This window comes from Chryseobacterium sp. 2VB, assembly GCF_005503635.1.
GTDB lineage: Bacteria > Bacteroidota > Bacteroidia > Flavobacteriales > Weeksellaceae > Chryseobacterium > Chryseobacterium cupriresistens.
The window spans coordinates 161,846-187,710 of sequence record NZ_SCNC01000007.1 but is presented as its reverse complement, the minus strand read 5'-3'; the positions used below and the strand labels follow the sequence as shown (position 1 = coordinate 187,710).

Below are 25,865 nucleotides of genomic sequence, written 5' to 3'. Positions count from 1 at the left end.
TTAGTGTGTACATTGCTGAGTGAAACGCCTTCGCGATCGTTTTTTATAATAAAATATCGTAGTGGACTTTGTGTTAAAATCTATGTAAGTGTATCAAAAACTTGACGCAATATATTTTTTGTGAAAAAAGATTTTTGTCAATGGTCAATTATAATTAACGCTAAAGTTCGCAAGGTCTATTAATATACAGAATTTATCAGTTCGCAAAGGCACTCCGTTCAGCCAAGACATTAGTGTGTACATTGCTGAGTGAAATGCCTTCGCGATCGTTTTTTATAATAAAATATCGTAGTGGACTTTGTGTTAAAATCTATGTAAGTGTATCAAAAACTTGACGCAATATATTTTTTGTGAAAAAAGATTTTTGTCAATGGTCAATTATAATTAACGCTAAAGTTCGCAAGGTCTATTAATATACAGAATTTATCAGTTCGTAAAGGCACTCCGTTCAGCCAAGACATTAGTGTGTACATTGCTGAGTGAAATGCCTTCGCGATCGTTTTTTATAATAAAATATCGTAGTGGACTTTGTGTTAAAATCTATGTAAGTGTATCAAAAACTTGACGTAATATATTTTTTTGTAAAAAGATTTTTGTCAATGATCAATTTTTGCTTCGCAAAGTCAATCGTCAATCATTACTAACGCTAAGGTTCGCAAGGTTTATCAATATGCAGATTTTATTGGCTCGCAAAGGCACTTCGTTCAGCCAGGATATACGCCTTATCATTGCTGAGTGAAACGCCTCTGCGGTCGAAAAAAAGTAAACATCATAAAAACTTTGCGAACACCACGTTTAATTATATACGAGCTTATAAAATTCACAAGCGCAGCGAATTGCCCATTCACCATTGACACTTATTTATCATAATTCTTCATGATGTACTCAAAGTAGTGAATCATCTTCAGATAGTTGTCAATACTAAGGTATTCATTGGTACTGTGAATACTCTGCTGCTCGGCACTGTTGATCTTGATCGGCATGAACCTGTAGACGTTTTTGCTTACAATTTCATATTTACCGGCATCGGTTCCAGCCATAGTAAGATAAGGCGTAACAATAGCTCCGGGATGAATTTCTTTCACTCCGGCTTCTATCATTTTAAAAGCTCTTGTATTGGTTGGGGAAATAGCAGAAGCTTCCCTTGTATTATCAATTTCTTCTACTTCTACATCAAAGCCTTCAGTCGCTTTAGCAATATGATCTTTTACATCTTTCACCGAATTTCCGGGAAGTAATCTGAAATTAACAACAAATTCCACTTCGGGAGAAAGTACATTGGTACCATCACTTCCTTTCATCATCGTTAAAGCTGTTGTGGTTCTCACCAAAGCATTGGTTGTATTGTTTTTGGTAAGCTGGGAAATCAGTACCGGTTTTAAAAGCCATTGATTAGCCAATGCCATTCTTGTGGCAAAAGGCATTTCACCTCCGATATTCGTAAAAAATTCTTTGATTAAAGGGGTAATAACAGGCTTCATCTGATGATCTTCCAGACGCTGCATGATAACAGCTGCTTTCCCGATAGCACTTTCCATTGGTGGCATTGATGAATGCCCACCCAGTCCTTTAACCTTTATCTTTGCAGAAAGAAAACCTTTTTCAGCACATCCTACTACGGCAACGTCTGTATCAATTCCGGCTACATTTCCTTTTCTCATAATCAATCCCCCTTCGTCATAGACCGCATCGAACTTCAATCCCTTTTTCTTAAAATAATCGGCAATCTGAATCGCTCCTTTCTTTCCGCCTACTTCTTCATCAAAACCGAAAGCCAGATAAATATCACGCTGTGGAATCTGTTTGTTTTTAATCATAGAATTCATGGATTCCATCAAGGAAAAAAGCATTCCCTTCATATCTATGGCACCTCTTCCGTAGATTCTTCCGTTGGCAACAGCGCCGGAAAAAGGAGCAAAATCCCAGTCTTCGGCAACTTTTGAAACAGGCTGTAATGGTTTATCATCCGGACGGAAAACATTTTGTTCATTATTTTTAATATCTGCATCTCCCGGCGGAACAACATCCATATGGGAAAGAAATAAAATGGGTTCCAGAGCAGGATTGCTTCCTTTAAGCCTGAACACCAGTCCATATTGGTTGACCTCAACATTTTCTGTATTCTGATAGACTAACGGATAAGATGTTTTTAAATAGGTTTTGAACTGTTCAAACGGTGCATAATCAAATTCACCCAAACTTCCTGTAGAAACGGTGGGTACTTTTATTCCTCCTGAAAGTCTCATGACTGCAGAATCATTTTTTACCGGTTTCCAGCCCTCGTCTGTTCCGATATTATTTTTCTTAAATGGATAGGTGTAGGTTTTGATCAATACGACAGCAGCCAGAATGACAACGATTCCCAAAAGGATTAAAAGAATTTTTTTCATAGCGGATAGTTTGTGAAGTGATTTTATTCTATAAATATAACAAAGTATTTTATGCCCAACAATTTAAAGCCTGGTTTTTTCATCAATGGAACATTTACAACAGATTCTTTTGGGTATAAGATGACGGATCGTTTTATAGTAAACGTAAAGTTTTATATTCCTAAAACTGAATATAAGAGAGCTAAGCAGTAATCAACAAGTTGATTCGATGAAGCTTTGAGTCTTTCTAGTACTTTGTATTTTTCTTTAACGCAAGGGGGCAAAGTTTTTTATTACTGATATATATTTAAGGCAATCGTTTTGCGGTTTCTTTTAATCCAGGATTTCGTTCATTTCGGTTAAAATGATAGGTTTTCCATCAGTAATTACAATGGTATGCTCATGCTGGGCCATATAACCGCCTTTATTGCCTATCATAGTCCATCCGTCTTTTAATTCTACAGCAATATTGGAATCGGTGGAGATGAATGTTTCAATCGCCACGACAGAGTTTTTCTTAAAACGTCTGGAATCATAACGGTTTCTGTAGTTAAGCAATTCATCAGGCTGCTCATGTAAGCTTCTTCCTACTCCGTGGCCTGCAAGATTCTTAATGACTTTAAGACCTCTTTTCTTCGCTTCGGTTTCCATTAAATGTCCTATGTCTGCTATTTTGACACCGCCTTTTATATTGCTGATCGCCTTTCTCAGAATGTCTTTGGATGCCTCCACCAGTTTCTGATGTCCGTGAATATCTTTTCCAATGATAAAAGATCCGCCGTTATCTGCCCAATATCCATCCAGCTCTGCAGAAACATCAATATTGATCAGGTCACCTTCTTTCAAAACTCTTTGATCTGTTGGAATACCATGGCAGAATTCATTATCTACGCTGATGCACGTCCAGCCCGGAAATCCATACGTCAGATAAGGCGCTGATTTTGCCCCGAAACTTTCCAGTATTCTGGCTCCGTATTCATCAAGATCTTTTGTGGTCATGCCGGGTTCAGCATATTCTGTCATCTTTTTTAAAGTATAGGCAACGGCTTCACTTACTTTTTGCATTCCGAGCATCTGATCTTCGCTGGTGATTGACATATTTGTTTGATTATTGTTGAGAACTACAAAGTTAGGAAATTAAAACGTTCTTAGATAGCCTGTTTCCATAAAGTAGCAGAGAGCATTTATGGAGTGGCTCGTGATGCTTTAAGAAAAGAGTAACCGCAATGCGAATATTTTACCGGACATTTTTTCACCTTTACTTTACAGAATGTATTATCTTTGAGTCTTCACAAATTGATTAAAGAATGGATCACAAAATACATCAGGGAAGAAATGTAAAACGTTTCAGAGAAATGCTGGGCATCAAGCAGGAAGCATTGGCACTTGATCTGGGCGACGACTGGAACCAAAAAAAGATCTCTTTACTTGAACAAAGAGAAACCATTGAAAACCAACTGCTGGAAAAAATATCCGAAGTACTGAAAATTCCTGTAGAAGCTTTTCAAAATTTTGATGAGGAGCAGGCTGTGAATATTATTTCTAATACATTTAATATTGATAAAGATGCTTACATAGGAAATTCCAAACCTACTTTCAACATCAATCCAATTGAAGAAATTAAAAAACTTCACGAAGAAAAAATCGCTTTGTATGAACGTATGCTGAAGGAAAAGGATGAAATGATGAGTAGGCTGGAAAAGCTGCTTGATAAGTAAGAGATTTAAAAACACTTTTAAAATAAAACAAAACTACTGCGGATGCAGTGGTTTTGTTTTATTATCCTACTTTGAAGTATTTTGAAAAAGAATTGTTTTTTATTACTGACTCAAAGTCAGGAGATTTTACGTAGTTGCTTTTTTATCCTTCATCTTCTACATTTTCATACTTATAATCTGTTAGAACTAATATTCCAAAATATTTCCATTCAAATTCGTCTTGATAATCTATTTTTAAAATGAGATTTTTTTTGGTTATTTGAAGAACTTTAATGGATTTAATTATTTGAATATGTGACGGATATTCACCGTATGGTGAAGAAGTAGTGTAAGTTTTATCGTCTTCTTTGGTTAAATTAAATTCAGAGAAAATCCCTAATTTTATTTTTTCTTTCGATTTAAAATTTCCTGATTTAAAACAGATTATATTTTGAAAAGACTTACTTTCATTATCATATATGGATAAACTTTCTTCATCAGAATTATATTGTAAGTATTCATATTTCATCTTCGAGGTATCTTGTTTAAAGTAGTCAAAAATTCCTAAGTCTACTTTTTTATTATTCAATAAACCAGGTTTATAACTTATTATAATTGGTTTATAAAATTCCAAGATTTGCGCTGTCATTTTATTTGTAAAACAAAATGTAAATATTATGTATAAGAATATTTTTAATTTATTTCTTTTTTTCATTTTTTCCTGTTTTTATTTTGCTGTTCTCTAACCCCGCTCCCGCACGAATCCTTTCGTATGGTCGAAAAACTAGAGACAAATATATAAAATTGAATTCCTAAAAATTTTTATCTTACATTTCTAACAATAACTTTTTATAGATAGCCAGCGCACAAGATAATCTATATAGGTACCACACGATACAATCGTGCGGGAGCGGGGAACGATAGACAGCATGTCTTCGCTCTTCTGGATGCGTTTCTCAAACAAACTAAACTGCAATCTATTATGTAAAACACCCCCCACCGCAATGCGGTGGGGGTTTTGTTATAATTGTATAGAGTATTAATGTGTAAGCGTCGAGCAATCAGCAGAAGGATTAGAAAATGTAATATCTTCATATGTATCAGAGAATTTTAATTTTCTATTCATTAAAATTGACTTCATACACCCCGAAATCGGAACTGGTGATAAAAAAGTTATTTCATTTTTTTTGTTTAAAACAATATGCCAATTTTCAAAATCATCATTAATCATTGTTTTCTTTTGATTGAAATTTTCATATTTGGTTTTTTTAAACATTTTCTCTATGCTTTTACACTCATTATCAGGCAGTATAAGTTTATAACCTTCAAATATATAAACATTCTTATATTGAATACCTTCCATAAATTCAGGTTTGAAAAAAGCTACATCAATTGAATATTCACCTTTCTCTTTTGTTTGGTCGTGAAAACTCACTGCTAATATTTCATTCCTATTATCAACTTTTCGTTTTTTAGAAATATATTCTATATATCCTTTGATAATATTATGTAAATCTTGTTTTTTAATAGCACTTTTATTAAATGTAAAAAAGAAAACAAGAGTAATTAAAAGTATTTTTTTCATAGATTTAGATTGATTTATTTTTTCTTTCCTGTATATACTGCTTCATTGTAATTATATTTTACATACCCACCATTTGCACCGTTATTTTTTAGCCATGTATTATAAACATACTTAGATATTGCATTATTGCTTTTTGAACGTCCCTTATCACCACCATCTTTATATGCTACGCCAAATGTTGGATTTCCTTTGTTCCAATTTCCTTCACTAAATCCAGAAGGATTATATTCAAATCCGGGATGGGAATGAACAGCTTCAGAATACACTCCATCTTTTGTTATATGCATTGTACCAGACCCCATACTCAGATTATGATTAGCCAAAACATCAGCAGCACTTGCATGCTTAGTCTCATTGTAATTTGTACTTATTACATTTGTAGAAAATCCGTCAGAAAAATCAAATTTATCCTGCCCAAATTCTACAGAAGTATTATCTGCTATAAATTCGAAAACTTGTGTAGCTGTATTATAATCATTTATTTGGAAATAACCGAAATCAGGTCCAACTCCTGCAATTGAAACCTTTTCATTCTTCAACTCGCCTATTTGCGAGTCTCCTGTAGGATTTGTTTCAGAAACATTGGTACGAGCGATTTGTATAGATTTAGATTCATCTTCATTGGTAACAGTGTCATAAGTATTAGTGTCCGCTGTTCTTTCTATTTTACCATCATTAAAAATCTTGATCTTATCTAGAGCTTGCATCCCATCGGGATCTATAAATCTGATTGGATTATTCAAAGCATAATTGTATGGAGAAAATCTTCTCGAAGTTTCAGCTAAAGGGTCGATTACTCCCCACCGTCCAATATCCGCCATGTACATCCTCGCCCCATAATCATAGAAACCTGTTTCCTGAAGCTCCTTTCCATTGTACTTGTACTTATAATAACCCTCGCAAATTGCGAGGGTTTAAAATATTATTTCTTAAACTGTATATTATTACACTTATTTTTCTCATACCAGTCTATCCAACCTTTTCGGTCTTTCTCATAAACTCCCGATGGATACAGACCAGCATAATTAAGTCTACTTTCAAAAGAAACATGGGAATACTTTGAAATAAATACAAGGGATTTATTAAATTGACTGCCTTCATTTTTATTTATTAGACTATCAATAATCTTGATATTAGAAAAATACTCCTTTTTGAAATCTAAATTTTCAATACAGTCTCCATCGACATATACATTATTACTTTTCTTTACAGAGTTGGTACAATTCACCAACAGTAATAATACTAAAATAAAAAATATATTTTTCATATTATGGTAATGTTGTTTTTTTAACCGTTATTCCTCCAGTAGTATCGTTTTTCCAAATAGCCTGATTAGTTTTGGTTTTGTCTTTCTCTTGGAATACATTGATACTCATCGGACCTTCAGTTTCTATTCTTTCATTTCCATTTACTTTACCCTCTTTCTTAAAAGCTTTTGCATGAGCCTTATTAAAATCGGGATATGTGGTATTTCCGGCAGCATCTGTTTCTGTTTTTCCTATGTCGCCTTTTTTGAGTCCCATTTTAGCTTTTTCCAGCTGCTCAATATGCTCATGAGTTATAGCTCCTGCACTACTTGTACCTCCTTTTCCAACTTTATCAAATTCTAAAACATCTGCCATATCAATCTCACCTGTTTGAAAACTTCCAACCACAACTGATTTGTCATTTTCTACTAAATCTTGACTAACAATTTCTTTTGCTGTAATGACCTCATTATAGCTATCATAGAAAGCCTGTTGTTCTTTGGTTAAGGTAGCATCTTTATTAATCATATTAAGAGTAACTTTATATGTATTTGTCCCTTGTATTTGAGTATAAACAGCTTCATATTTCCCCCCAAGTGAAGAATTTACTAAGTTTTCATAAGATTGTCTTGCAGTTGCAGTTGCAAATGAAAGAATTAATTCATTTCCGTCAGGATCTATAAATGCAATAGGATTATTTCCTGCATAGATATATGGGGACATCGGTGAATATTTTTCAGCCTTGTTGTCAATTACGCCCCATCTCCCAATATCCGGCATATACATTCTCGCACCGTAATCATAAAAACCTGTCTCCTGCAATTCCTTTCCATTGTACTTGTAACTATAATAACCTCCAAAATTAGAAGAACTAAGCATCCCTTCAATATGATTCAATCCAAATGGATAATAATTGTTGGTATCTGTAACTTCAAAAACGCCTTCGCTATTTTTGGCAAAACTTACCCTGGCATTCCCAAGGTGATCTCTGTACTGGTAAATATAACTAATTGTAAATACTACCACACGAAAGGATTCGTGCGGCAGCTTGGGCAGCGGTGATAAGTAGAGTTATCCGGGATTAAAAAGTTTCACAGTTTCATTAGAACGTTTTTGATTTATAGTATCCAATATATAGATATTGTTTTCACCAATATCTCCATTGTTCAATTGAAACATTTCCCAAAAATTCCCTCTAAGAAAAATATCTTTATTACTGATTCCCTTAGGAAAATAAAATTCGCAATTAAATACGTTTTTATCCTTCTTACAATTACATTCCAAATGTTTTTTTTCTTCCTCTTCATAAAAATATCTATAATTTAATTTTCCTTGTGAACGAATAGCTTTTAGCTGATAAGGTGTATAAAATTTATATTTTATTAAATTTGCTGTTTTTGTAAAGCTATAAAATTTACTTCTTAGCGTATCTATTTTTCCACCCTGATATAAAATAAATTGATTAACAAATTCTTTATTATCAATCATTCGATATTCAAGTCTGGCTAATAGCATTTTAGTTTTATAATCTTTTGCTTCCCACCAACCAGTTCTTTTATTATTTTCCTTTATATATCCTATTATTTCATATGAATTAAATTTTCCTTTTATTATATATAACGAATCATTTATTTTATGCTTTTCAACATTCTTTAAGTTTCCCAAATCAGTTGCAATTGAAAAATGTTCCGTTGAATTTAAATCCCTAGAACTTTTCTGTCTTTGCTTTTCACATGAAAAAAACAAAAATAAAAAAACGTAAAATACAATTTGTTTATCCATTATTAATTTTAATATTTAGATCGTTTTGTTGAATCCGCTGTTTTATAAATTCTATTCCAAGCACTATTCCAGGTTTCTCCTTTCTTTATAGGTGTTTGATATAAAGTATCTTTAATTCCATCTTTGTCAAAAGTATAATCTTTATAATATACCGTGTCGACTTTACTTTTTCCTGTTATTGCAGAAACTGTCAAATCTATTAATGACATTATATCTACCATAAAATTTACCTTATCTGAACCATCAGTTCCCCTGCTTAAACTATTAACCATTCCACCCATAAAACCATCCAAGCTTACAATTTTATCAATATCCCCTCTAAAAAAAGGATTAGTATAGTTTAAAGGACCAGCACCTCCCAAATTTGTATAAAAGTTACCTCCTTCATTTCCTAAATTAGAGAACATTATTTTTTGAACTTCTTAATACACTGTTCAATAAATTGAGGTTGTGTAAATATCACTTTTTTGTCATTTACATACATAAATAATGAATCGTTTTTAACTGCATTGAGTTTTTTATCATGAACCTTTAAAAGAAAGATTGCCTGATAATTACCCGTTCTATCTTTTTTTGGTTCCAGATATCTTACACTTTCTCCAATTCTTATTTCGTGTTTGATACTGTCCTCTACTTTTTTATATTTTAATTCATTTGACTCAAAATCCTTTATAGTTTTAACATTTTCAAGCTCTTTTGTTAACTGTTGTTGTTGTTTATTTAAACGTATCAATTTCTGATTAGAATATTGCAATAAGAGGTCAGCTTCCTGCCATTCCATTAAAGTATCATATTTTATAAGCTGAATGGATTCTAAAGAAGAACCATCTTGTCTAAGTTCTTGTGTAATTTTTTTTTGGAGAGATTGTGTCAATTCTTCTTTAAAACTCTTGGTTTCATCTTTTTTACAAGAAAAAATAATAAATAAAATTACTATACAAATTATTTTAGCTTTCATATTATCTTGATTTCATTATTCTTCTTAATACAGAGTCTTTTTGATTATTACGTTTTATTTCATCAGCGCTAACTCTACTACTCACTGAGTCCCTTTGACTTCTGGATAGACCACTTAGATGAATATCCTGAGTTTTAACTCCGACACCGGTTATTCCGCCTCCAGATCCTCTATAAATATTAAGACCAACTGCCTGGGAACCATGATAACTAAGCGTATCGGGTTCTGCTGCTACAGCATTTGAAGAACTTTTTGTTGATCCCGCTGCTGAAACCGCTAAATCAATTAAAGACATTACATCCACCATAGTATTCATCAAACTTATTCCCTGATCCCCTCTGCTTAAACCATTATGTATTCCTCCAAAATAACCTCCCACATCTACCATTTTGTCTATATCTCCTCTGAAGAATGGATTGGTATCTTCACGAGGACCAGATCCTCCAAGATTTGAATAGAAGTCTCCACCCTCATTTCCTAAATGTGATAACCATTTCCCAAGATCAAAACCTGGTTTACTTGTAATGGTTGTTCCAATTAGTGTAGTTGCAGATTCTCCATTATTAAATGTTTGACCACCTGCTGTAAAAGAACCATCAGAGTTTAAATTAAATTCCTGAACTGTTTGTCCATTTTCAACACCGAGTACTCTAGTATTATTTATAGCTGTTAAGTTAGTATAGCCATCTAATTCAGCACTACCATCATGCCATTCAATGTTTTGAGTTAAATTATTTTGATACCAATCTTTTCCTTCTCTTCCATCCGGATCGATAAACATTATTGGATTATTAAATGCATAATTATACGGACTATGACGAGTCATTTTCTCCGCCAGCGGGTCGATTACTCCCCACCTTCCAATATCCGGCATATAGAATCTCGCCCCATAATCATACATTCCAGTCTCCTGTAATTCTTTACCGTTATACTTGTAACTATAATACCCTCCAAAATTAGAACTACTAAGCATCCCTTCAATATGATTCAATCCAAAAGGATAATAATTGTTGGTATCTGTAACTTCAAGAACACCTTCGCTGTTTTTGGCAAAACTTACCCTGGCATTCCCAAGGTGATCTCTGTACTGGTAAATATAACGGTTTTCTGTGAAACTGTAAAATCCTTCTGCTGTAGGGACAAAATCAAGTTTCCATTGTGGGGTTAAGTCAATACCAGGAAACAGAAGACCTGTATTTTTATATGCCTGCTCTTCAAAAGCAGATTCAGTACGACATTCAAGACATATTCCACCTCCTTCACGATAGGTATACTGAAAGCCATCCAGGTAGTCTGTCATCGTAATGCTTGTCTGCCCGCGTGGCGGAGCACTAGAATAGGTTTTGCGAAGTTTTACACCATCTGCACGGTAGAGATAATCCAGCCCACTGTTCATAAAAAGTCCTGAAGGATTAGTCTGGGTAATTGCAAAGGAATCCGGTAAATTCAAATAGTTGTACTGTATCGTCTGAATTCCTTTATCCTTCATATTAATCATATTCCCGTTCAGGTCATAATCAATGGTATTATTCCCTCCTTCATAGCCGGAATCGTTTAATGAGCTTTCAATGATCTGATTCAAACGGTTGCCGGTATATTTATACTCAAGATTATCTACCACAGTAGAAGTTGAACCGTAAACAGGAATCGCGTTTCTTTTCAGAAATGTAATATTTCCGTTTAAATCATAGCTCAAACGTTCATCAAAATTCTTGTTATGCGGATTGGTCTTTTCCGGCTCTGAATACTCGGCATCAGTTAATCTGTTAAGCTTATCGTAAGTATAATTATATCTTTTAAGGTTACTGACCGTTGACATATTCCAGTCTATTTCTGCAATATTTCCATTATATCTGCCAGCAGCAATATTTGAATAGACAGGATCTGTATACTTTACTTTATATCCAAAAAGTTTTCCATTCAGATTGGCGGGATCATTTATTTGGGTAAGCCAACCGCGGATATTATACTTATAATCTATTTGCTGAAGCGGAGAAGATGAAATTACTCCGCCTAATTTTTTAGACTCCAATTGGGAAAGTTCATTGTACTTATTCTGGGTTAATATTTCCACAGGGTTATTATCAACCTGATGATTGTGTATCAATAATCTGTTCTGGTCATCATATTCAAAATTTTCCGTAATAACTTTTTCAATATCTATATCAAGCCTTTTATGTCTTGTAACAATTTTTTTGATTAGTCCTGAAAAATCAAGCAGAAATTCCTTTTTAGTATATCCACCTAAATGGTTCCAGCTTTTTTCTGCTAGCTTTAGCCCTTTGGTATTGTAATAGAAATAGGTTTTTGTCCAGTTGTCATCCTCAATATTTTTTACATAAGAGGCTGTAGGGAGACTCTGAGTTGAAACCCCACCGTTAAGTGCCCTGTCATCGTTGATCACATACTGATCCTGGATTTTCGCAGGAGGAAATTCCTTGGTGTCCCTTGGATAAGAGTCGTAGTAATTTACGGTAAGCAACGTAGTAAACCCGGAGAGGAAATTATTGGTGTAGTAGACCATAATCCCGTTTTTGTTAAAACCTGTGGCAGTTGGGTTTTCAGTAATCACCTGAGATGCGAGCTGGCTTTGCATGGTGGCTCTTTCTCCACCCGCAATAAGTCCGGTATAGGCAACACGCCCAAAGGCATCGTACTTGGTCATCAGCCATTGTCCTTTATTTTTCAGGTTTACATCCTGGGTAAGTACCGGGCGGTCTGCGGCATCATATACCACAGATTCCCAATCGTCTCTTCCGGGCAGTCGCTTTTCTACCTGCCTGTCCAACCCATCATATCGGTACTGGTAACACAGAGAGTTTACAATATCCGTGGTAACAACATTGTTATTCTGTTCAATTTTCTGTACTGCCAGAGGGGGAATTACAACTGCATTTTGTCCGTATTCATTGTATACATAATAGGTATCTATGTTTTGTGTCCCATCTGTTCTGCGTACAAGAACTGTCTCACCACGTCCGTTCTGAAACTGGATAACCGGAGTTCCATCTTCATCCGTTACAGTGTTTTTATATAAAGTACCCGCATTATAAAAAATACTTCCCGGTGTTAAGGATACTGAAGAAATGGTTTTGTTATCTGCCCCTACTGTACCTGTGGTTGTATTGGTAATAAATTTCTTAACTTCATTTCCCTGGTTTACTTCATACTTAAACTTTTGGGTATGTCCGCCTCCCATCTTCCAGGGATCACCGGGCTGGGCCACTTGCAGCACCCTGTCTAATGGAGAATTTTCAATCTCCTTTTCTGTGTAGGCATTGGCAGTCCCATAATAGGAATTTGCCGCAGTTTCATTCACAATCCCGGTATGAATGGCCGAATTGAGCGAATTGGCAGGAACAGGAAGAATATCCTTAACCTGTCTTCCAAATCCATCATAGGTAATGGGAGTCACCAGATCTTTCCCGGTAGTGGTGGCTTTTACACTGATAATCTGTTTGGGCCTTCCTAATCCGTCAAAATAGGTAATGGTTTCCGTTTTCTTGCTGCAATCACCACTCAGGCAGGTTTTAGAATGTATATAGTTTTCTGTAGTGCTTTGTGCATAGGCCGTCATGGCTGTAAACAGCAGACCTATTAGTTGTATTTTTTTCATGGGTGTTTACTGTTTATAGTTATACTTGAATTCTTTCACTACTTTGAAGCTATAGTTTCCGGCGTTGTCTCTTTCCCTTATCTGAACCTGTTTCAACCGGTTGGCAGTATCATAGACATAGAGTTCCCTAACTCCTGATGGTGGTGTGATGGTGGTTACTCCCACCAAGGGATCGTAGGTATATTTGGTTACCATCCCCACAGGTTGGAAGGCATCAAGAGCCAGCAGCAGATCGGCTTCTTTGGTGGGATCAGCAGCATCTTCATTGGATTTGGCTACGATAGTACTGATCATTCCTTCGATTTGACTATAGGTAGAGCCTACCACTTTGGCAATCGGCTTGGTCTTGTTATACCCCCAGACAATACTCACCGGAGTGCCGTCTTTCTCCCTGTATTGAAGGATATTTCCTTTTTCATCATATTTTTCATAAGATACCTCCTTAGAGGAAACAGTTGGGTTCAGAGTATCATAGGAATATTCAGACAACGGAAGCACTAAGTTTCCGGTGATAGCATGAGGCACAGCAGTGGGATAAATAGTTTCTTCACGGGAAGTTACTTTGGTGATGCCGTTTACTGTCTGCTGGGTTTTGGTTTCCAAAGGAATCCCGATCATATTTTTGGAAATCATGAGCTGGTTATTTTTCTCTTTAGCATATTGATAATAGCTTGAATAAGTATCCCCTCCTAAAACACTTTGTGTTTCAGATAATGGATAATCTTCAGTATTATATATATAATCAGTCATGGTAATTAATTTATTCTGAACTCCATTTTCGTAGAAATAAGAAGTTTCTTCCTTTTTGGAAGGTAAGGTAACTCCGAACTTCTCAAAGTTTTTATAAGGTGTAGTAAGAGCTATCGATATTCCTGTTTGGTTTAGAGCAAATTGATAGTTCGTAAAACTAAAAAACAGGGAAATCATTGAATTGTAAAAGTTATCAATCAGTTTTACCCCGTCATTTTTAATAAATTCCGACGTAGTATATTCTGTATTCGTTTCTAAAAGTATTTTTCCTGCTTCATTATATTTTTTTTCTGAAATAACCTGTCCTCTAAGGTAATCTTCATTGGGAATTGGACGAATCGGCATCTGAAGAGCCATTGTGGAAGTATTTGGATAATCCAACGGTGATCTGTAAGTATATACCGTCTTTCCATTTGTATTTTCATCTTTATCAATCTCCTGTACCGTTACATATTTATATCCCACATCAGCCCCTTGAGTCTTTTGAACAGGGAGAATATTGTAATCAGTTGTTACGTCAAAATTAGCACTGTAAATAAGAGTAGGATAGACATGTTTGTTATTATACGAATAGCTATACGTATATTTATTGATTGGTTCAGGAAATACCAGTGAACCACTGCTTTTCTGTGCATTTTCAATATTTTTATAATTGTAAACATATTTTTTCGAAGGATCTGCCGAAGAAGCATCGGCAAAATATGCAATGCTATTAATCCTTAAACCTCCCCCCTTACGTACTTTTTCTTCAATAAAAACATCTTCTACGGTTGTTGCCTCAAACCCATCTGCCGTATCACCCGGAATTGATACAGAAAAATTACCTTCCAAAGAAGCGTAATAAACACCAGGTTCAAAATAAACATCGTAATTATATTCTGAATGGATTTCACTTCCTCCATCCACTCCTCCTGTCATACAGGTAGGAGGAGGTCGGTTACAGGCTTGACTTCCATTACCTACTTCATAGACTTTTACAAAAGTATTATCTCCTGTCTTTTTATATATTTTAAAGATCCAGTTATAATAAATCAGATTCCCCAATATATAATGAAGCTTAACATATTGTGCCGTATTTACTGTGAAAAATGGTTGTTTGTAAGTAGTACTAAATTGCCCAAAATTGATATATGCCCCAAACTGTTGTGTTTCTGTATGACCTGTAACCTCTTCCATTACTGCACCATTATAATAATGGCTGTAATCATTCGAATCAAAATCAAAAACAGTCTTTCCTTTCGTAGGGTAAGTTAAAGATTGGAGAACATCTGTTTTAACACCGCTACCTTCACCTTTGTAATATCCCCATTGATCTTTCACAAGATTACCAGTTGGAAGAGTATATTCCATCTTATATTCCTGATTTTGACCGTTAGGAGTTATTTTTGTTACTTTGTTCAACAGCATTTTGTTTTCTGTTTTCTGTTGACCGCTAGTTTGCTGGTAAGTGGTGTTAGTATATTTATAATCAAACACATACTTATCAGTATACTGAGAAATACTTTGACCAGCATAGTTAGATTGAATAGACTTCAGTTTATACATTTCTGAAGATTCCTTGTAATTTGTATCTAATCTTCCTTTTTCATAGTTGAGATAAATCGTTCCTTTTCCTATCACCTCAACGCTTGTAAGAAGCATTGTTAACATCTCATTATTCACCGTTTGAGATTCGATAGCACCAGGCATACTATCATCAGGATTATCTAACCCTCCACTAGTATTATTGGCAGTATTATAGTAATAAACATCTTTCGCAAGTCTACGGGTTATAGTAGGTGTCTCTTCAAACTTTATTACTGAGGAAAGTTCATATTTGAAAACAGCTAACGTAATATTGTTTTGATCTTCAATCTTTGTCAAATGAAAAGAAGACCAATAATTATCCATTTCATAACTTGAATCAATATTCGATTGCAAATTGACTAATCCTGTTTTAACTGTTGTAATCGACTGATGCGATTTTTCCATTGGACTGAAAATATATCGTATTCCTTTGTCATCAACTATCGTAAAAGAATTAACCACTCCTTGAGAATCTGGTGTACAGATGATCTGAAGATTATTTTTATCCAGTTTTTCTATTTTATAGTTTCCTCCGGCATCTTTCGCAATATAAAACCGACCTGACTGACCCATAAAATTATACTGATACAAATCATATTCTGTATCAAATTTCCCCAATCCTGAAGCATATTTATATTCATTTTGATCATAGGGTTCATCCCTCATCAATTTACCCGTAGGGTTATAGACTTCGTTATAAATACCAAATTTCACTTTTGGTGGAGTTGAGAATCCAATAGTTACGTTTTTTTCATCAACACCTCCTCCTCTGATAGTTCTGGATATTGTCCCACCTGCTATTAAACTCCACCCTAAACCAGTTTCTCCTGATCTGTCCTCTGGTTTGGCACTTAAAGGATGGTATTTAAGCTGTACTCCAATTCCGATTTCTGTCCCACTGGTTGACATACCTACCAATGGAATACTTATGTCAGGAATCCCTGTATAATAACTTACCGGAACTTCTTCGAACTTCATTAGATTGTTCGCAGTAGGTGCTGCAGCAAACATCTTATTAATATCACCTACATAACTTTTACTTCCACTTCCTGGTGAGGTTTGAGCATAAAGTGTATGGCTCCAAAAAGCTATTAACAAAATAATAGCTGGAATATTTTTTCTCATAAAATATGTTTATTTTTTGATCAGCTTAGAGCTGGCAGTTTTACCTGTATCTGTTTTTATCGTCACCAGATAAGCTCCCTGAATCAAAGCCTGGGTATTGATCTTAGTAACTTTATTCTTAGTCTTTAAATTCTGAAGCTGCCTTCCACTCATATCATACAACAAAATATCAGTCTCCTTAAAATCAAAGCCGATTTCTACATATGCATAATCAGATACGGGATTCGGATAGATCTTAATATCATATTTTTCGATTAACTGATCTACCTGTTTGTCTCCCAGTTTTACAATCTTCCAGTTCTCTTTCCCCAATTCTTCTGCGCTGGTTCCTGCCAGAACAATAGAACCATCTCTATTAAGTTTTAAATCCGAAAGCCTTTCTTCCTTTTTTCTTGATTCACCTTTGACGTGCTTTCTCCACTGCTCGGTACCATTCTGATCCAGGTACAGCATCCAGAAAGTTTCATCATCAGTTTGTATTCTCCCCTCAGCCTGAGTATAACCTCCTAAAAGAATACCTTTGGAGGATTTGTCATCTGCTGAATTCAGGACGTTCATTCCCATCAGAATATCTCTGTTTCCAAAGCTGTAGGATTTTTGAAATTGTTCATTCCCGTTTGGGTCTAATACAATCAACCATAAATCCGTTCCCTCTTCTATTCCTACCGTTTTATTGCCTGATCTTTCCGATCTTGATTCTCCACCAATGATGTATCCGGCAGAAGTTAAAGCCAATGTTCTCAAGTGATCATCTCCTTTTCCTCCAAAATTCTTTTCCCATTCTACTTTTCCGGTTTTGTCGAGCTTTACGATCCAGTAGTCACCTTCACCGAAATTTTCAGTTTGTTTCGAGGTGCGGGATACGGGGTTCGGGGTGGTTTCACGTGTACTTTCTGATGATCCCGAAACACTAACCTCGGAACTTCTGGAATAAATTCCCAATAAAGCTCCTCCATCTTTCGTTGGAATCATCTTCTCTACCTCATCTAACCCTTTTCCGCCTAAAACTAATTGTGATAATTCTTTTCCGTCTTTGTCTAATCTAATGATCAAAACATCTTTTGAACCGTAACCTTTAGAGGAGTTTTGTACATTGCCAGCTACAATAAACCCTTGATCTGTAGTCTGAATCACGGCTCTTGCTTCTTCATCTGAAGATGTTCCTATCGTTTTCTGCCACAATTGGTCTCCAAATTCATTGATTCTGATCAACCAGATGTCTGAGCCTCCTTTAGAATCGTCTTTTTTGTCTAATCCTTTTCCTGAATAAGACGTTCCAGAAATAAGAAAACCACCGTCCTGAGTAGTGACAGTTGAAGACAGATAGTCATGATTGTTTCCTGAAAAGTATTTTTCAAAAACCTGTTCTCCCTTCTGATTTAATTTTATCAGGCGAAAATCATAACCGTTGTTTTGTTTGCTGTTCTGTTGAAGTTTATCGCTTTGAATGGAACTTCCTGAGACAAGATACTGTCCGTCAATGGTTGTAGTAATCTGGCTTAGAAAATCCTGGGTAGAGGATTTGATGTCCTTCTGCCATACCACTTCCTGAGCAGATAGGCCCAGGGCTGTGCATAAAGTGAATGCACCGAGATAGATTTTTTTCATTCTATGTTTTCTGAGTTAGTAATTAGTTATTAAAACGCAGCGAATTTAATACTTTTTAAGACATGAAAATCACTTTAATGTGGTACCCTGTAAATCATGCTATTTATCATTAAATTCTCTGTATATTTTTCATTCTGTTAATGCAAAAATATCTACCCGAAGCGACAAAACTTGTCGTGTTAAAATAAAAAAGGGCCAACTCAAAAGAATTGACCCTTCCAAAAAACATTAACTGTTTATTGATAGAATTATGATGTTTTATTTCCAGCCTCCACCTAAACTTTTATAGATGTCGACTACAGTGCTGAGCTGTTTTTGTTTTGCTTCTATAAGCTCCATTTTAGCATCCAATGCATCTCTCTGGTTCAGAAGAACTTCAAGATAATCTGCTCTTGAATTACGGAACAACTGATTGGCAATATCAATAGACTGATCCAGGGCTTTTGTTTCCTGAGACTTTAACTGATAATACTGGTCTATGTTTTTAACTTTTGACATCAGATTGGCAACATCCAGATAAGCATTCAGAATAGTTTTGTCATATTCGTACAACGCCTGAATCTGTTTTGCATCTGCTGTCTGGAAATTGGCTTTTATTGCACTTTTGTTAATCAGCGGACCTGCCAGTTCACCTGCCAGATTATAGGCAATTGATTCCGGCAATTTAACAAGATAGGATGGTTTGAAAGCTTCCAGCCCTAATGTTGCAGAAATTTCCAAAGAAGGATAGAATTCTTTTCTTGCAGCTTCCACATCTAATTTTGAAGCCTTCAATTCCAGCTCGGCCTGTTTGATATCAGGACGGTTGGATAATAACTGAGATGGAATTCCGGTATAGACTGTCGGAGGAATGGTAGACATAAAGTTTTCCTTTGTTCTCACAATCGGTTGTGGATATCTTCCCAGCAAAGCATTGATTTCATTTTCTTTCTCAGTAATCTGCTGGCGGATGGTATATTCTGCCGCTTTGGATTTTGCCAGTTCTGCTTCAAATTTCTTAACCGCCAATTCTGTTGCAGCAGCGGCTTCTTTCTGAATTTTAGAAATTTCCAGTGCTTTTTGCTGAAGCTTGATATACTGCTGTATAATATCCAACTGGTTATCAAGTGCCAGCAATTCATAATAATTATCAGCAACTTCTTCAATAAGATTAGATAAAACAAAGTTTTTTCCTTCTACTGTAGAAAGATAATGAGCTACTGCAGATTCTTTTTCCGTTCTGAGCTTTTTCCAGATGTCAATCTCCCAGCTGGCATTTAATCCTGCTTCAAAATTTCCAAGCGGATCCGGCATTTCTTTTCCCGGTTCAATTTCTGTGGTAGCATCACCTGCCCCTTCACTGGTATAGCGCCCTGCTTTTTTCAATCCTGCTCCTACTCCTGCAGAAACAGTTGGACTCAATCTTCCTTTTTTAGCTAAAACACCACTTTTTGCAATTTCAATCTCCTGAAGAGTGATCAGCAGCTCCTGATTATTTTTTAAAGCAGTTTCAATCAGGGTTACAAGGTTGGGATCCGTAAAGAACTGTCTCCAGGGAGTTGTTCCGCTATTATTGTTAGCATCCTGCTGCTCTTCCTGATTAAAATTTTGGGGGATATTTTCTTTTACCTCGTCTTTTATGACAGTCGCCATCGGCGCCTTACAGCTTGCAAGTACAAGCGATAAGGCAATGGCTGTGATTATATTTTTAGTCTTCGAATTTTCCATCATGTTCATAAGGTTCAGTTTGTTCTGTTAAAGGATTCTCTTCTTCATATCTCGCCAATCGTGACTTATCAGCAATGGTTCCGAAGATATAATACAATCCGGGGATAATCATCAATCCGAAAATAGTTCCGATTAACATCCCTCCTGCTGCTGCTGTACCAATGGTTCTGTTACCAATCGCTCCCGGCCCCGTTGCAATTACCAATGGAATTAATCCGGCAATGAAGGCAAATGAGGTCATCAAAATCGGACGGAAACGGATGGCAGCTCCTTCAATAGCAGCTTTTGCCACTGGGATGCCTTCTTCGGCTTTCTTCTGTACGGCAAATTCAACAATCAACACCGCATTTTTACCCAAAAGTCCGATCAGCATGACCATCGCTACCTGTGCGTAAATGTTATTCTCCAATCCTAAGAGTTTTAAGCATAAAAAGGCTCCAAAAATACCTATAGGCAGAGATAAAATAACCGGAAGCGGAAGGATGAAACTTTCATACTGTGCGGAAAGAATCAGGTAGACAAATCCTAAACAAACCAAGAAGATAAATATAGCTTCATTACCACGGCTTACTTCGTCTTTAGAGATACCCGCCCAGTCGATACCAAAGCCTCTTGGAAGCGTTTTATCTGCAACTTCCTGAATCGCCTGGATCGCCTGTCCACTACTATATCCAGGGGCAGGAGTTCCGCTCACCTCTGCAGAGTTATACATATTGTGTCTTGTAATCTCCGATAGTCCGTATACTTTTTCAAGCCTCATAAAATCTGAGTAGGGAACCATCTGGTCTTTATCATTTTTAACATACAGCTTCAACAGGTCAGTTGGAAGTGCACGATATTGAGGGCCAGCCTGAACAATGACCTTATACGGTCTGTCAAAGCGGATGAAACTCGTTTCATAGTTGGAACCGATCAATGTAGACAGGTTATCCATTGCTTTTTCAATGGTTACTCCTTTTTGCTCCGCAAGATCATTGTCTATCCTAAGCATATATTGCGGGAAACTCGCAGAATAGAATGTAAATGCCGAACCAAGCTCCGGACGCTTTTTAAGCTCCTTCACAAAGTCATTACTTACCTGCTCCATTTTATGATAATCTCCACTTCCTGCTTTATCCAGCAGACGAAGCTCGAAACCTCCTGCAGCTCCATATCCCGGAACGGAAGGCGGCTGGAAGAATTCTATATTAGCTCCAGGAATATTTTTGGCTTTTTCCTCAAGCTTTTCAATAATTTCTGCAGCTGATTCTTTACGTTCTTCCCAGCTTTTAAGGTTGATCAGACAGGTTCCTGAATTGGATCCGGTACCTTCAGTCAAAATCTCATATCCTGCAAGAGAAGAAACGGATTGTACTCCGTCAATATCTTCAGATTCCCTCAAAAGCTCTCTGGCAATCTGATTTGTTCTTTCCAATGTAGAACCCGGAGGCGTCTGAATAATAGCATAGATCATCCCCTGATCCTCGGCCGGAATAAATCCTGAAGGTAAAGAATTGCTCAGGAAGAATGTGCAGGCACAAAATGCCAATAACAATGGTAATGTTATTGTCTTTTTTGTCACTGTTTTATTCAGTAGCTTCTCATATCTTCCGGCTCCTTTTGTAAACAGGTTATTGAATTTATCAAGAAAAATAGTAATTGGAGTTTTCTTTTTAGCTTTTCCATGATTATTTCTTAAAATCAAAGCACATAAAGCCGGTGTCAAAGTAAGTGCCACTACCCCTGATAAAATGATGGATGAAGCCATTGTAATAGAGAATTGGCGGTAGAATACCCCAACCGGTCCGGACATAAATGCAATCGGGATAAATACCGATGCCATTACAAGTGTAATTGCGATAATTGCTCCACTGATCTCATGCATGGCCTCTTCTGTTGCCTTTAACGGAGAAAGATGTTTTTCTTCCATCTTGGCGTGAACAGCTTCAATAACTACAATCGCGTCATCTACCACAACCCCGATGGCCATTACCAGGGCAAATAGGGAAATCATATTCAGAGTAATTCCAAAAGCGGACATGACAGCAAATGTTCCCACCAATGAAACCGGAACAGCTAATGCCGGAATCATTGTTGAGCGCCAGTCTCCAAGGAACAGGAATACTACGATAGCAACCAGAATAAAGGCCTCAAACAATGTGTGGATAACTTTTTCCATGGAGGCATCCAGGAATCTTGAAACGTCATAACTGATGTCATAATGCATTCCCTTAGGGAAGTTATTTTTTTCAAGATCTTTCATCAATGCTTTCACATTTTTGATAACGTCACTTGCATTGGATCCATAGGATTGTTTTACGGTGATCGCAGCTGAAGGTTTTCCGTTCAATGTGGAATAAATATCATACATGGAACTTCCAAACTCAATATCGGCAACATCTTTCAGTCTTACAGATTCTCCGTTCGGTTTTGCTTTTAAAATAATGTTTCCGTAATCTTTTTCATTATTGAAACGACCAGGATATTTTAATACGTACTCGAAAGACTGAGAGCGTTTTCCTGAACTTTCACCTGTTTTCCCAGGAGAAGCTTCCAAACTCTGCTCATTCAGAGATTCCATTACTTCATCTGCTGAAATATTATAAGCTGTTAACCTGTCCGGCTTAAGCCAGATACGCATGGCATATTCACGGGTTCCCAGGATATCTGCAAAACCGACACCACTTACCCTTCTCAATTCAGACATTACATTGATATCTGCATAGTTGAAAAGGAATTTCTGGTCAGCTTTAGGATCATCACTGTACAGGTTAATATACATCAACATGTTGGGTTCTTCACGCGTGATTTTTACTCCTTCACGTACTACCAGAGGCGGAAGTTTATTAACTACTGAAGATACACGGTTCTGCACGTTTACTGCAGCTACATTGGGATCCGTACCCAGATCAAATACAATCTGAATGGAAGCTTCCCCGTCATTTCCGGCATCTGAAGTCATGTATTTCATACCGGGAACTCCATTTAATCCTCTTTCTAAGGGGATTACTACGGATTTAATCAACAGTTCGTTGTTGGCTCCGGGATATTCTGCGGTGATATTTACTTTAGGCGGAGAAATGGAGGGAAACTGTGTCACCGGAAGTTTTACCAATGACAATATTCCCATAAATACAATAATCAATGAGATTACTATGGACAGAACTGGTCTGCGAATGAATTTCTTAAACATACTGTTTCGTTTTAGAGACCACTACTCTGCTTTTAGTTTCAATGATTGAAGAACTTTCTTAGGATCCTGGAATTTTGTTTTCACTTTCTGATCATCCTTTACTTTCTGAACGCCTTCCAAAAGAATCTGATCGCCTTTTGAAATTCCTGATGCCACTACATACAAGTCCGGAAGTTCATAGGCTACTTTGATATTTCTGGATTTAGCTACTCCATTTTTATCAATCACAAATACATATTTCTGATCCTGAATCTCATAGGTTGCTTTCTGCGGAATGATCAATGCATTATGAACCGGCATTGACATCTGTACTTTTCCGGTTTCTCCGTTTCTCAGAAGTTTATCAGGATTAGGGAATTTGGCACGGAAAGCAATATTTCCTGTTTCATTATCAAATTCTCCTTCAATCGTCTGAATTTCTCCTTTTTGTGTATACATTTCTCCATTGGCTGTAATCAGAGAAACCTGGCTGCTGCCACGGTCTGAAGCATGAGTCTGATAGCTCAGATATTCCGGTTCAGAAACATTGAAATAGGTATAGATACTTGTATTGTCTGACAATGAGGTCAGCAAATCGCCTTCATCTACAAGGCTTCCCAGCTTCAAAGGAATTCTGTTGATAATACCGGAAAACGGTGCTTTGATGTCAGTAAAGGAAAGATGGATCTGAGCCAGTTTCATTTCTGCATTGGCAGCATCCAGCTTGGCTTTTGCCATTGCTCTTTCATTTTTAGAAACTATATTGTTTCCTGCTAATGTACTTGCGTTTTTCAGCTCAATGGAAGCCTGTTCCACTTCTGCTTTTGCTTTTAATAATTCTGCCTGATACAATTTAGGCATGATCCGGAACAATGTTTGTCCGGCCTGTACGTACTGGCCTTCATCTACAAAGATTTTTTCCAGGAAACCTTTTTCCTGAGCTCTCACTTCAATGTTTTTTACAGATTGAATCTGGGCTACATATTCTTTATTGATTACGGTATCCATTACCACAGGAGATGTCACCGGATATACGGTAACTTCTTCTTTTTCTTCTTTTTTCTTATTGCAGCCAACTGCCAACAGAAGGACACTCAGCGCAATTCCCGAAACAACTCTCTTTATCATAATTCTAGAGTTTATATAAATCGTTAATGTTTTGATAGAATAAAACGGTAATAAAAGCGGTACGATGTGATGATTACCGGCATACACAGCGTAAAGTATTTCTACCCGGAATCAGGCAGAAAATCAATAAAAACGGGGAATTCTTAAATTCTAATGGAACGGATAAGAATGAATCTTTTGGTAGATAGGCCAAGAACAAAACCATGAATATCCGGTTTTGACCGCTTACAACTTTTCAATCCAAAAATATAAACAAGACTGAAAACTCCGGCAAAAACAACAATAGCCTGCCATACATCAGACAGCTGGAAATCGTTTTCGGTAAGTTCTAAAGTGGAATTGTCTACATTATCTGCCATTTGCTGAATAGAGAGCTTTTCAAAAGTCTGATTCAGGCGGTTGGCTCTTTTGGGCATATGATGAGAAACATGACCGGAATAGTCATTTCGAAGCGTTTTAACGTTGAGTCTGCTTTCCACTACAAAGAGCAGAAAAAGACCGGTTAAAAAGTATACTATAAAGTTTCTCATTTTGAAGTTGCAAATGTACACCCAGATTATGATACTATCATAGCAGATTAACAAAATTTAACTCTCCTTTAAAATACCTGAAAATAAAAGGATGAAAAGTATTTAATATTTCCTTTATTTAAGCATAATTCAAGCAATTCTAATCTTTCATCTGTGCTCATTTAAAATTTCAAATATTAAGCCACTTTTTCGGATTTAAGGAAATTTTAATTTTAATGCTGTTGCTTTTTTGAACATTTCCGAGTATCCCGGTATTCTATTCTGCCCCCTCCCTTATCCAAACCTAAACTTCATCATAATTTCAGATTATTAACATTAACTTATTGTTGTTCTCTTCTTTTTGAGTTATTTTTGCCAAAAATTTACACAACAAATGAAAAATGAAGAAAAACTACTTTATCCTTCTGGAAAAAAATCCTTTTAAAAATCCTGAATTAACAAGGTTTATCCTAAATTTTCCACAATAATTATTACTTTCTGTTTCGTGAATTCTGTTTCAAAAAACTGTGAGTTAAATGAGCTAATATTTTAATTATCTGTTAGTTTATGAAAAATTAACACATATTTATTAAAAATATTTGTAAATTTATATAGCATTAATATCATAATTCATGAAACACTTTAAAATCACTTATCACTATGAAAAATTTATTATTACCAATCCTTTTTGGATTGACCATTATTTCCCTAACAGCGTGTAAGCATCCCGGAAAAGAAGCTGAAACCATTACCGCTGCTGCCCCAGAAAATACAGATGACATTTCAAAAAATGTGTATGTTGACAGTTATGGAGAAAAAATAGAAGTGACCATCAACAATACCAAAAATACAGCAACAATACATTTAAACGGTAAAACTTTTGACCTCAAAAAAAGTGATGCTTTACCTGAATATACAGCCTCCAATGAAGAGTATCAATATTCTGATATTAAAGGCAATATCACTTTCCTGAAAAAGAATGTAGATATGGTTCTGTTTCATCTTAAACAGGCAAAAAAAGAGTCTGGTCCCGCAAAAATGGCATCGTATTAGCATAGGGATTAGCA

At 36.0% G+C, this 25,865-nt stretch carries 20 protein-coding genes and 1 pseudogene; 3 read left to right on the top strand and 18 right to left on the bottom strand.

The window, feature by feature from the left end; translation table 11 throughout:
• Positions 1-857: 857 nt before the first annotated feature.
• The gene (locus FFS26_RS09460) at positions 858-2,390 is read right to left on the bottom strand and encodes a M20/M25/M40 family metallo-hydrolase (RefSeq protein ID WP_110010831.1); all 1,533 of its coding nucleotides are present in this window, start codon (positions 2,388-2,390) and stop codon (positions 858-860) included.
• Positions 2,391-2,441: 51 nt separating this feature from the next.
• On the opposite strand from FFS26_RS09460, the gene FFS26_RS22485 reads away from it, so the two are divergent.
• The gene (locus FFS26_RS22485) at positions 2,442-2,582 is read left to right on the top strand and encodes a hypothetical protein (protein ID WP_171006280.1); all 141 of its coding nucleotides are present in this window, start codon (positions 2,442-2,444) and stop codon (positions 2,580-2,582) included.
• 120 nt (positions 2,583-2,702) lie between these two features.
• On the opposite strand, the gene map is transcribed toward FFS26_RS22485, so the two are convergent.
• A complete protein-coding gene (gene map / locus FFS26_RS09455) occupies positions 2,703-3,467 on the bottom strand; it encodes a type I methionyl aminopeptidase (RefSeq protein WP_137904906.1) in 765 nt (254 codons plus the stop codon).
• Positions 3,468-3,676: 209 nt separating this feature from the next.
• Between map and FFS26_RS09450 the strand changes: the two genes are divergently transcribed.
• Positions 3,677-4,087, top strand: coding sequence for a helix-turn-helix domain-containing protein (locus FFS26_RS09450; RefSeq protein ID WP_137904905.1), 411 nt, complete (start codon positions 3,677-3,679; stop codon positions 4,085-4,087).
• A gap of 142 nt (positions 4,088-4,229) precedes the next feature.
• On the opposite strand, the gene FFS26_RS09445 is transcribed toward FFS26_RS09450, so the two are convergent.
• The 16 genes and pseudogenes from FFS26_RS09445 to FFS26_RS09375 all read right to left on the bottom strand — a co-directional run bounded on the left by FFS26_RS09445 (position 4,230) and on the right by FFS26_RS09375 (position 24,819).
• Entirely contained in the window at positions 4,230-4,781 is a 552-nt protein-coding gene (locus tag FFS26_RS09445; RefSeq protein ID WP_137904904.1) for a hypothetical protein, read from the bottom strand.
• Between the two features lie 324 nt (positions 4,782-5,105).
• Positions 5,106-5,651 carry a hypothetical protein gene (locus tag FFS26_RS09440; RefSeq protein ID WP_137904903.1) on the bottom strand — a complete coding sequence of 182 codons (546 nt, stop codon included), beginning with the start codon at positions 5,649-5,651 and terminating at the stop codon, positions 5,106-5,108.
• A gap of 14 nt (positions 5,652-5,665) precedes the next feature.
• Positions 5,666-6,358 carry a JAB-like toxin 1 domain-containing protein gene (locus FFS26_RS22780; RefSeq protein WP_410493509.1) on the bottom strand — a complete coding sequence of 231 codons (693 nt, stop codon included), beginning with the start codon at positions 6,356-6,358 and terminating at the stop codon, positions 5,666-5,668.
• Positions 6,344-6,541, bottom strand: a pseudogene (locus FFS26_RS22975) (RHS repeat-associated core domain-containing protein); the annotation flags it as partial. The pseudogene FFS26_RS22975 and the gene FFS26_RS22780, both read right to left, overlap by 15 nt.
• A 32-nt stretch (positions 6,542-6,573) precedes the next feature.
• Positions 6,574-6,918, bottom strand: a complete 345-nt coding sequence (locus tag FFS26_RS09430; RefSeq protein ID WP_110011856.1) for a hypothetical protein — start codon at positions 6,916-6,918, stop codon at positions 6,574-6,576.
• A gap of 1 nt (position 6,919) precedes the next feature.
• Positions 6,920-7,924: an RHS repeat-associated core domain-containing protein gene (locus tag FFS26_RS22940; protein WP_317129461.1), complete on the bottom strand. Its 1,005-nt coding sequence runs from the start codon at positions 7,922-7,924 to the stop codon at positions 6,920-6,922.
• A 45-nt stretch (positions 7,925-7,969) separates the two neighbouring features.
• The gene (locus FFS26_RS09420) at positions 7,970-8,680 is read right to left on the bottom strand and encodes a hypothetical protein (protein ID WP_110011858.1); all 711 of its coding nucleotides are present in this window, start codon (positions 8,678-8,680) and stop codon (positions 7,970-7,972) included.
• An 8-nt stretch (positions 8,681-8,688) separates the two neighbouring features.
• Entirely contained in the window at positions 8,689-9,087 is a 399-nt protein-coding gene (locus FFS26_RS09415) for a hypothetical protein (RefSeq protein ID WP_137904901.1), read from the bottom strand.
• A complete protein-coding gene (locus FFS26_RS09410) occupies positions 9,087-9,638 on the bottom strand; it encodes a hypothetical protein (protein ID WP_110011045.1) in 552 nt (183 codons plus the stop codon). Before FFS26_RS09410 ends, FFS26_RS09415 begins: the two co-directional genes overlap by 1 nt.
• 1 nt (position 9,639) lies before the next feature.
• Positions 9,640-13,254: a DUF6443 domain-containing protein gene (locus FFS26_RS09405; RefSeq protein ID WP_228449420.1), complete on the bottom strand. Its 3,615-nt coding sequence runs from the start codon at positions 13,252-13,254 to the stop codon at positions 9,640-9,642.
• Between the two features lie 6 nt (positions 13,255-13,260).
• Positions 13,261-16,695, bottom strand: a complete 3,435-nt coding sequence (locus FFS26_RS09400) for a hypothetical protein (protein WP_137904900.1) — start codon at positions 16,693-16,695, stop codon at positions 13,261-13,263.
• A 9-nt stretch (positions 16,696-16,704) separates the two neighbouring features.
• Positions 16,705-18,303 carry a T9SS type A sorting domain-containing protein gene (locus tag FFS26_RS09395; protein WP_137904899.1) on the bottom strand — a complete coding sequence of 533 codons (1,599 nt, stop codon included), beginning with the start codon at positions 18,301-18,303 and terminating at the stop codon, positions 16,705-16,707.
• Between the two features lie 258 nt (positions 18,304-18,561).
• Positions 18,562-20,019, bottom strand: a complete 1,458-nt coding sequence (locus FFS26_RS09390) for a TolC family protein (protein WP_137904898.1) — start codon at positions 20,017-20,019, stop codon at positions 18,562-18,564.
• Positions 19,991-23,182 carry an efflux RND transporter permease subunit gene (locus tag FFS26_RS09385; protein ID WP_137904897.1) on the bottom strand — a complete coding sequence of 1,064 codons (3,192 nt, stop codon included), beginning with the start codon at positions 23,180-23,182 and terminating at the stop codon, positions 19,991-19,993. Before FFS26_RS09385 ends, FFS26_RS09390 begins: the two co-directional genes overlap by 29 nt.
• A 21-nt stretch (positions 23,183-23,203) precedes the next feature.
• On the bottom strand, positions 23,204-24,286 hold the full coding sequence (locus tag FFS26_RS09380) for an efflux RND transporter periplasmic adaptor subunit (protein WP_110009650.1): 1,083 nt from the start codon (positions 24,284-24,286) through the stop codon (positions 23,204-23,206).
• A 146-nt stretch (positions 24,287-24,432) separates the two neighbouring features.
• Complete coding sequence (locus FFS26_RS09375) at positions 24,433-24,819, bottom strand: hypothetical protein (RefSeq protein WP_110009503.1); 387 nt, start codon at positions 24,817-24,819, stop codon at positions 24,433-24,435.
• 639 nt (positions 24,820-25,458) lie between these two features.
• On the opposite strand from FFS26_RS09375, the gene FFS26_RS09370 reads away from it, so the two are divergent.
• The gene (locus FFS26_RS09370) at positions 25,459-25,851 is read left to right on the top strand and encodes a multicopper oxidase domain-containing protein (RefSeq protein WP_110009504.1); all 393 of its coding nucleotides are present in this window, start codon (positions 25,459-25,461) and stop codon (positions 25,849-25,851) included.
• Positions 25,852-25,865: the final 14 nt, after the last annotated feature.